The organism is Leptolyngbya sp. FACHB-711, assembly GCF_014695615.1.
In the GTDB taxonomy this organism is placed as follows: Bacteria; Cyanobacteriota; Cyanobacteriia; order Elainellales; family Elainellaceae; genus Leptolyngbya_A.
The window spans coordinates 1-9,446 of record NZ_JACJOR010000289.1; the positions used below are offsets into that span (position 1 = coordinate 1).

Sequence of the window (9,446 nt, forward strand, 5' to 3'; positions counted from 1 at the left end):
TCAACTTTACGCTAACACCCCCGGGCAGGTTTTCCTCAGTCCCACCAGCGTTACCGATGAGGCAAATGCTGTGTTAGCAGAACGGTTTTTTAAGGCGATCGAGCAAAAGATGGCGATCGAGCCGAAGCCGTTTGGGTCGTAGGGGGTAGTTTAGGTCCGGCTATATTTTCTCCTCCCACAACACTGCCCTTTGAAGGATGTAGAGCTTCCTAATTCCATCTATCTCTTAGGAAGAGACCCTCTTTTGAGCAGGAGAATAATCCATGACCGCGATCCTTGAAACCGCAGCGCAGGCTGGCTCTTTTAGCCAACTCATGAATGCGTTTAAAACGGCTGATATTGAGCAAATGTTCCAGGGAGAAGGACCTTATACGATTCTGGCTCCCACTGACGAAGCCTTTGCAAAGCTGTCCGAAGAAACTGTGAACGATTTGATGCAGGATACCTACAAGCTGAAGCAGGTTTTGCTGTATCACGTTTTGTTTGGCGATGTGCGATCGGATGATCTGGCAGAAATTCACGAAGCACCCACGGCAGAAGGATCGATCGTGATTGTGGAGCAGAATGCAGACTGCATTAAGGTGAATGATGCTCAGGTAATACAAATGGATATTCTGACCGATAACGGAGTGATTCACGCGATCGATTCAGTGCTAATCCCGACAATTCTTGAGCCGTAATCGGTTACACCCTCATTCAGGGTAAAACGCCAGGATGAAATTCCACCTGGGAGAGAGAAGACGATCGATTGGATTTATCTCAAACGGGAGAATCGCTCGATTTCACGATCGCTGTACTCTTTTGAGGACTGATAAAAGGACATTGCCGAGCGAAATTAGCACCCTTATCTAAGAAGTGTTGTAAAAGCGGGTTGCCAGAAAAAGAGCAATACTGCGCTGAATTTAAGGAGAAAAATCATGGAAGAAACAACGAATCAAAATCCGAACATGGGTGATCCGGCAGAAGCAGAACCCGGTCGGGGTGCACCTGGCGACCAGTGGGGCGTTCAAACCGCTCAGTCGATCGCGGTGAATGACCCTGAAGCGCGGATTCCCTCCAACGTCGATGTTGAGCAAAATATTCACCAGCTCGAAGAGTTTGCAAAGCAGGAAGGTGGCGAAGACGACCTTCACACGACCGACGGTTATGTGATCGACGAGTCCGGCAGAATTGATAACTTTGCGATCGAGCCGCCGATGTATATCGAAGAACACGGTGAAAAGATTTATCTTGACGAATAATTCTCTAACCCCTTTTGGGTTTGGAGGATTTTAGGACAATCCTCGATTAAAAACAAAAGATTGCAAATTTCGGCAGCAATTGGAGGCTTAGCTCATCCAGTTCTGCCGAATTTTTGATTGAACTAAAACTCTTTAAACCTTGCTCCGAGACCTCTCTCCGAATGATAATTCTCACGATCTAAATGCTTTTCAATCCCGTCTAATTTACCATTGAAAGGCGAAAAAATGCCTGATCTCGACTCTACTTATTTATTTAGGGGGCTGCATTATAGAGAGGTGATCAATTAACTCCATTCGATCGCGCAATGAGCGTTGACAAAATTACTGGCTTTGAGGTCAGTCGATCTCCGATTACACGCTATCGAAAGACCTTTACTGCCTTTCCAAATCGCCGGATTTGCTTCGAGTCGGTGGTGAAAAAAGTGACGAAAAAAGCGGCTCAAACGAGTAAATCACTCATTACCATCGTGATGAGCAGTACAATTGCTCGTATGACTATCTCACTCGATCTCAACAACTGCGTGATTCTCGGCATTGACCCTGCGATCGCAACCATTGGTTTTGGTGTGATTCGGGGCAGTGAGGCACTAGAATACGGCGTCATTAAAACCCCGGCAAAATCGCCCATGTACGATCGCCTCAGCCAGATTCACACAGACATTAAAGCTTTGTGCGACATGGTGAAGCCCGATATTGCGGCGGTCGAGATGCCCTTTTTTGGGCGCGATAACACTAATGCGGGAAAGGTGCTGCGGGCGTTGGGCGTCATCGAACTCGCGTTAGGCGACTGGGGATTGAGCGAGATCACATTTCTGCACCAGTCCCAGGTGAAAGCTGCTGTTGCTCAGTATGGAGCCAGCAAAAACGATATCAAGCAGGCTGTGATGCACATTTTTGGATTGCCCAAGCCGCCTTCCCCCGATGATAGTGCGGATGGATTGGCGATCGCTTATGCTGCTCAGTGTGGCGCACGGGCAAATGTGGCGTAGGTGTTTTGCAGTTTTAATTTGCAGTTTCAATCACCGACGGCTTTTCAAACTTTCTCCGAACCCATAGTCTGTCCCTTGCGGCAGATCATCCCCCCTGGGAGAGTTGTCACAATAAAGCGGAGAAGGACTGCGATTTTTACCCAGAATTAGCGTTTAAGCTTTCTCCAATCGGTTCTTGATCGATCGGTGTCAAATCTCTAGATCTAGAGTAGGATAGTTTTGCTTAACGCCAGACATCCCTACCCATAGGGTTTTCTTGCCGCCTGATTTCGTTTTTTAACCACCTGTCATTTACGCTTGCTGTCATCCCAACGAGGACGCACCATGGTTCAAGACCTCGAACGCAACCGCACCGTTCAACCATTCCCTGAAGCGGCTCCTGCTGCCAACCCAGTGTTTTTCCGCACCTATAGCCGTCGCGGTGAGAAAACGGCAAATCTGCGCGAATCCTGGGATGAGGTTTGCGATCGAACGCTGCGCGGCATTGTTGAACTGGGCACCCTGACTCCCGAAGAAGCCGACCTGCTGCGGCGAATGCAGCAAGAGCTAAAAAGCTTACCTTCCGGTCGCTGGCTGTGGGTGGGCGGCACGAGCTGGATTCAAAAGCCCGAAAACTTCTCCGGCGCATACAACTGCACCAGCACAAACGTCACGGATTGGCGTGCCTTTGGCTTGATGATGGATCTCGCCATGATGGGCTGCGGTACAGGCGCAATGCTGGAACCCAAATACATTTCTCTGTTGCCTGCTATCCGCAATCGCCTCACGGTAAAAATGCAGGGCGACGTTGGGATGGCTTCCGCTGAAACCCGACAAGATGAAACGACGGTTGAAATCAACGGGAATCAGGTGCTAATTCGCGTGGGCGATAGCCGTAAAGGATGGGTCGATTCCTACCAGACTTTGCTGGAACTCTCTACAGATGAACGCTTTACTGACACTGTAGAAGTCACGATCGATCTCAGCCAGGTGCGTCCCGCAGGTGAGCGGCTCAAGGGCTTTGGCGGCATGGCAAACCCAATTCGTCTGCCTGCGCTTTACGATCGCTGCGCGACAATTTTGAACAAGGCGAGTGCTTCGCAGAATGGAGGGAGCGGACGAAAGCTGACTTCGGTGGAGTGCTGCCTGCTGATCGATGAAGCGGCTGCCTGTGTGGTTGCCGGAAACATTCGGCGCAGCGCAGGGATGAGACAGTTTGATGCCGATGATCAGCTCGGCGCAACTGCAAAAGACAACCTCTGGATGCAGGATGCGGAGGGGAACTGGCGCATCGACCCGGAACGTGACGTGCTGCGAATGGCAAACCACACTCGTGTCTTCCATCGCAAGCCAACCCTGGAAGAATGCACTGATGCTGTTCGTAAACAGTTTTATTCGGGGGAAGGAGCGATTCAGTTTGCGCCAGAGGCGATCGCCCGCAGCAATGCCGATTTGCTAAAAACGGCTGAATTAAAATCTGAATTCCTCCAGGCTTATGTGCAGGGTAATGGCGCCGCCTGGATTCAGCAGCAGGTTCCAGGAATTGCTGACGAGGAGATACAGCATCGACTAGGACGCTATGGGCTGAACCCCTGTGGTGAGATCCTGGGCGAAAATTTCCACTGCAACTTAGCGGAAGTCCATCTCAATCAGCTCAATCCCAACAATCTGGAAGACCAGGAAGCTGCCTTTACTGCTGCTGCCCTTTCGGTTGCTGCCCTGCTGAATCACCAGTTCCAGGAGCCGCGCTATCGCTATTCTCGATCGATCGATCCGATTGTGGGCGTTTCGTTCACCGGGCTGTTTGACTTCTTTGTGCAGGCATTTGGCGTGGAGTGGCTGCACTGGTGGGAGCAGGGTCGTCCTGATACAATGACGGGTTTGCAGTTCAAGCAGCGCGAAAAAGAATATCTGATGCGATGGAAGGAAACGGTGCAGCGCGTGGTGTGGGATTACTGCGATCGTCACAAATTGCAGCGTCCCAATCGCTGTACGACGGTTCAGCCTGCGGGAACCAAGTCGCTCCTGACAAGTGCAAGTCCGGGCTGGCATCCGCCCAAAGCGCAGCGGTTTATTCGCCGCATCACGTTCCGCAAAAACGATCCGGTCGCGCTCGCTTGTCTGGAGTACGGCTACAAGATTGTTCCCTCTCAGTCCGATAAAGACGAACAGGGACGGCTGCTAGACGATGCTTTTGATCCGCGCTGTACCGAGTGGCTGGTTGAGATTCCGGTCGAAGTGCCCTGGGCAAATATTCCAGGAGCCGATCGCGTCGAGATCTCTAAGTTCAATGCATTGGCGCAGATGGATTTTTATATGCAGGTGCAGCGGCACTACACGACGCACAACACGTCTGCAACGATCGAACTCCGCGAAGCCGAAGTGGAGCTACTGGCACAGCGAATCTACGACGCAATCCAGAACAACGAAGGCTATATCTCTGCCGCGCTGCTGGCCCGGTTCGATGATCACCAGACCTTCCCGCGTCTGCCCTTTGAGCCGATTACAAAAGAAGAGTACGATCGCCTCAGCCGTGAAGTGGTCGAACGTCGTCAAACTGATGACTTCCACTATGCCCTCAGCCGCTACGATTCGGGAGAACTGAGCGAAGCGGGTCCGGCAGGCTGTGACAGCGACAAATGTATGCTGCCTGAGTCAAAGTAGAGCAGTAAAACTTCAGGCGATCGACAAATTTGTTTGAGCCTTCGATCAGGAGTGGGACAATTCCACCCCTGATTTTTTTGCCTCGCTTATTGCTCAAGCACGCTCATAAATTTCCCTGGCGCAAACGGAGCCGGAATAATGGGCGTGAATTGAACGCGATCGGTTGCAATCCGTTTTACATAGAACTCGTTAATCCGGTGATTCACCCATTCTCGTGAACCAATGATCCAAATTTGCCCTTTCTCGCCATCGGAAAATGGCAGCAGTTCACTGAACTCTGTAGACATGATATTTTTGCCTCGCTAAGCGTTGATTTGTAGAGAAGAAAAGCCTAAGGCGTGGTTTTCCCAACCACTCATTTCGCATTAGCAAGGCGATCGATCGTAAGATCATCACAGCCTAGCCTCCTGCTCCTTCAGGAAGTTAGGTTAGCTGGTTAGTCGTGCGCCAACACTTCTAATCAGCGTCCTCACCTTAAGCTTTGTCTACTGGTACTCAATAACCAGTGTTGATCAGGATAGAGGAAACCTTCTTTGTAGACAAGCGTACTCCAAGATTTCTTAGGCAACTTTCCTTGAAAAACTGCTTCACATTGAATTTTCCTTTAACCCGATCGTTCTTGCTAATTCCTGTCCTAGCGGATTAGACCGGATGGAAGGACACACAAAGTAAAGAAACGCTGAGGAATTCTGGCTAATGTTCTTGTTTGGGATATTGTGCAGAACAATTGCCGGGCTAATATCGAGTTTAGGCAATTAGACGGAATAAATTCAGTCTAACCACCTATGGAGGGCAGATAGCCCGAATGAGTTCAGTCTAATCAAGAGTTGGGCTGCTTCATATCTTGGTAGAGACATCGCGAATTGTTTGAAAGGTATTTAGGGTTCAGAGCCTTTGAGAGAGCTTAAACTTGAAGGAATCGGAATTTACAGTTTTTGGGATAAGGTACTTTTCCTAATACGGCATTGCTGCAAAATAATCTAGCATTAATCGATGAATGAAATGGTAAGAACCTCCTACACGCTGAAGTATGAACCTTTCAGTACAGTAGTTGAGAAAACGAGCATAATTCCAAGGTGAATTTCCGCTTTTCCAAAGAATAAGCCGTAATACAAAATGCTGTAAACACACCAAACCACCAAAAAATAATGCACTGATTAAGCCAATACCCGTTCCAATTCTGAAACCTGTAACGAGACTTTGCAAAATCAACAACAAGCTAGTTAGCAGTCCAGAAAATGTTCCTGTTATGATGGCAGTCCTCCCAAGTTCATAGATTGTACCGTTTGGTAATCTTTGAGTTTCTGTATCTTGGGAATAGCTTATTCTATTAGTTATTCCTAAAGTAAAACCGACAACTGAGCATCCAAAAAAACCAAGGACTATTTCAGTTAGAGATCCAAAAATCAAACCAAAAATTAAGCCGCCGATCATTCCAAGAATTATTCCTAGTATCAACCTATAACTAAATTTTTGAGATGGGGTTCTGAGCCAAGAAGGATCTATTCTCTCAATTGAAAATTCATCTAATCCTCTATATGCCATCTGTTGAGCAAGCCAAACCAGCCATTGTCGAGCTTGTCTTGCCGATGGTGTTTGCTTTTGAGTATAGAGATAAGTATCTAGGGGACGACTAAGCATTCTATGCACATAAGAGTCTAAGAGATACTCTAGAAAATCTGAAGTAGAGGTTAAATTCTTTCTATTTTCGATCTCAATCTCTTGGTACACCAAGATTGTGATGTTTAACAACAAAGGTTTTCGCACCAGCTCCAACAGTATTGGAATAGCTTGTAGTATTTGCCAAAGAGCTGATTTCTCCAACAGTGTAAGATAATCCTGAATCTGCTGATTTGTTAAATCTTGTAGATAAATTGCCCCCTCTAATTGTAGTTTATGTGCCTGAAGCTCATATTCTTTTCGGCGGCTACAGACAGCCATAGATAGAGATGGTTTGCTTTGTAGCCATTGATTAATTGACTGTATACAAGCTGCTTGATGCTCTATTCTTGCTTCGTCTAATCCATCTAGAAGTGGTAAAAGTTTTTGGTTTTCAATCCATTTTTTAGCAGTATCTGCTCGAACACCATATTTAGATTTCAGTTCTGCAATTAGCCAATCTTGTATTACTCTGTGCGAAGTATCCCATGTAGACAAACTAAACAGTACAGGAATAGCATGATTTGGATCTACTTCGGCTTTGTGAAGTAGATCTTGAGCTAAATCTAATAATGTTGTCGTTTTACCAGAACCAGGCTCACCCAAAATCAGCAATCTACCTGCAATATCTGCTCGTTCAAAAACATCTATAGTCCTTGCCTCAGGTGAAACTTGTATAGTAGATACACTTCCAGTTTGAATTTCATATCTCCGAGGATTTACATAGCGAGATTGGTTTTGTTTATCCAGATTAATTAGCACTTCCCTGTGCAGTGAAGACTTTAGTCGAGCAACTATTTCCTCTTTGACAACAGCTAAAAGAGCTTGCTCGATACGAGGACGGATAGAGTCACCAGATTGTTGTATTAGCTGTTGAATAAGTTGTTGATCAGAAGTAGTAATATTGACGACATAGCTTTGGTGAGAGCCAGAGCCTATCTGAACTTGGTTATAGACGTACTGATTTTCAGAGCTAGTATTCATATCTTGTTGGGAAGATAGCTCTCTTGAGGTTACATTGTCATCACCAGTTTCCATATGTAGTCATCCTCCAAAGGAGAGTTATCACCTGAGTATCAACGCCTAGCCAGTCGAGAACGTGACTTTGTAATCTTGGTTGAATTAGTTTAGACATATCAGAGGGATCACTTGTATCAATAATAAGCACACCGTTCAAGAAATCTTTTTCAAAAGACGGCGTGATGAGGAATCCTATTAAATCTGATTTTACAAAACTTTTGTTGTTATCACTTAAGTGTTTATAGTTGGAAGGAATTTCTGAGGGTGGCATTAGTTGAATAGTCAGAGTCCTGTGTTGATTATTCTTGTCTATTGTATTAAATGCATAGCCATACGCTCCTTCACCAAATTCAAACGAAGCATACAATTCCCTGTCAATAACATTCCTGCTTCGACAAACTATTTGAATCTTCCAGTTAATGAATCCTTTTCTGATAGGTATTGCAATATAAATTCTAACTTCATTACTCAACCCAAAGGATTTTTTGAGATCCTCACAAAACTCATTTAATTTTGTTTCTAAGTGTGGAAAAGTAAAATCTTTTGTGATTCTTGAAAGTTCTTCGAATTGCTTCTTCTTTTCTAATCCGTCACTTATCAAAACAGCTATCCCAGGTAAAACTATAAAGCAAGTGGCAATTATTCGAGCATTTCGCTTGTTCTTTAAAGTAGTCCATGACTCTGGGATAGGACTGCTATCTCCTGTGAAAAAAGATTGTGCATCACCTAAACCAACGACTACTGAGCTAAAGATAATGAAGCATGAAAACAAAATACTTCTTGGAGTAATATTACTGAGCCAAAATTTAATTTCATAATATGCGCTGTTTTTGGGACGCATAGAAGTTAAGTAATTACTGAGACTAAGCTGTTTTTAGCATAAAAATTAAAGATCAGACATTCACGCCGGAATCTTAACAATTATTATTCTTATAGACTGATCTAACTTAACTTTGATTTATGCAATATTAAGTCAGCCATCAGCTCAGCAATCCCGCTGCATCGGAACGAATTTGGTCATTGATGGGATGCAGAGGCTGTCTGCGTCCCGTGAGCGGGAACGTTATGCCACTTGGTCTCGGATAAGAACGTACTTGAAGCTCATCTGTTGGTAGCAAAAGCAACAGTAACTGCTATATATTGGCAACAACAGTTCCATTACTTCAGGGTTTCTGTGCCAGCAAAAGACATTTACCATGACACTGTGAAGCGTGCCTTACAAAAAGATGAATGGACAATTACACATGATCCATTCCCGCTTCAAATTGGTAAAAAGCGCTTATCGGCTGATCTGGGCGCAGAGCGCTTAATTAGTGCCGAAAAGGGATTGCAAAGAATCGTTGTTGAAGTGAAAAGCTTTGTAGGACAGTCTGATGTTAAAGATTTAGAGCAAGCACTGGGGCAGTACGTCCTATATCGTCAAATTCTTAGCGAGATGGGCATCGAGCGCAGCCTTTATCTAGCGGTCTCTCAAGCAACCTTTAACAGCGTATTCACTATAGAATTAGGACAGGTATTGCTCAAGAATCAGGTGGTCAAGTTAATTGTCTTTGATGATGAAAGTGAGGCGATCGCGCAATGGATACCCGATTAAACTACCGAGACATCATTAAAAAAATACTGCAAGAACACGCCCAATATTGAATGGCACTCAAAGCCATCTAGTCTCAAATGCGTCTTGCCCATCCCCATAAACCAACGCCCCATACTCTTGCCACCGTACCACTGCCTCCGGGGTAAGTTCAGAAGCGTGCAAAACACTCAAGTTTTCCTCTAATTGGGCTTGAGTTTGGGGTGCAGTAAGAGCCAGGTGTACTGCTTTTTGGTGTAGTGCATATCGGTAACAATCAGCCGCCGTAGGAATCTCCCTAAGCCAATTCGGGTGTCCTCGGAG

Annotated in this window: 8 protein-coding genes; 5 read left to right on the forward strand and 3 right to left on the reverse strand. The window is 45.8% G+C overall.

Annotated elements, in window-relative coordinates:
• Positions 1-263 precede the first annotated feature (263 nt).
• The 4 genes from H6F80_RS11395 (at position 264) to nrdJ (ending at position 4,873) form a co-directional block, all read left to right on the forward strand.
• Complete coding sequence (locus H6F80_RS11395) at positions 264-680, forward strand: fasciclin domain-containing protein (protein WP_190791670.1); 417 nt, start codon at positions 264-266, stop codon at positions 678-680.
• Between the two features lie 237 nt (positions 681-917).
• The gene (locus H6F80_RS11400) at positions 918-1,241 is read left to right on the forward strand and encodes a hypothetical protein (protein WP_190791671.1); all 324 of its coding nucleotides are present in this window, start codon (positions 918-920) and stop codon (positions 1,239-1,241) included.
• 305 nt (positions 1,242-1,546) lie between these two features.
• Complete coding sequence (locus tag H6F80_RS11405; protein ID WP_242067298.1) at positions 1,547-2,230, forward strand: crossover junction endodeoxyribonuclease RuvC; 684 nt, start codon at positions 1,547-1,549, stop codon at positions 2,228-2,230.
• Between the two features lie 324 nt (positions 2,231-2,554).
• Positions 2,555-4,873, forward strand: a complete 2,319-nt coding sequence (gene nrdJ / locus H6F80_RS11410; protein WP_190791672.1) for a ribonucleoside-triphosphate reductase, adenosylcobalamin-dependent — start codon at positions 2,555-2,557, stop codon at positions 4,871-4,873.
• A gap of 86 nt (positions 4,874-4,959) precedes the next feature.
• On the opposite strand, the gene H6F80_RS11415 is transcribed toward nrdJ, so the two are convergent.
• From H6F80_RS11415 to H6F80_RS11425, 3 genes are all read right to left on the reverse strand, one after another.
• Positions 4,960-5,160, reverse strand: coding sequence for a hypothetical protein (locus H6F80_RS11415; protein ID WP_190791673.1), 201 nt, complete (start codon positions 5,158-5,160; stop codon positions 4,960-4,962).
• A 667-nt stretch (positions 5,161-5,827) separates the two neighbouring features.
• Positions 5,828-7,570: an NACHT domain-containing protein gene (locus H6F80_RS11420; RefSeq protein ID WP_190791674.1), complete on the reverse strand. Its 1,743-nt coding sequence runs from the start codon at positions 7,568-7,570 to the stop codon at positions 5,828-5,830.
• The gene (locus H6F80_RS11425; RefSeq protein WP_190791675.1) at positions 7,557-8,393 is read right to left on the reverse strand and encodes a hypothetical protein; all 837 of its coding nucleotides are present in this window, start codon (positions 8,391-8,393) and stop codon (positions 7,557-7,559) included. Before H6F80_RS11425 ends, H6F80_RS11420 begins: the two co-directional genes overlap by 14 nt.
• A gap of 267 nt (positions 8,394-8,660) precedes the next feature.
• On the opposite strand from H6F80_RS11425, the gene H6F80_RS11430 reads away from it, so the two are divergent.
• Positions 8,661-9,146 (forward strand): element excision factor XisH family protein, encoded by a 486-nt coding sequence (locus H6F80_RS11430; RefSeq protein WP_199296514.1) that lies wholly within the window; start codon positions 8,661-8,663, stop codon positions 9,144-9,146.
• Positions 9,147-9,446 lie beyond the last annotated feature (300 nt).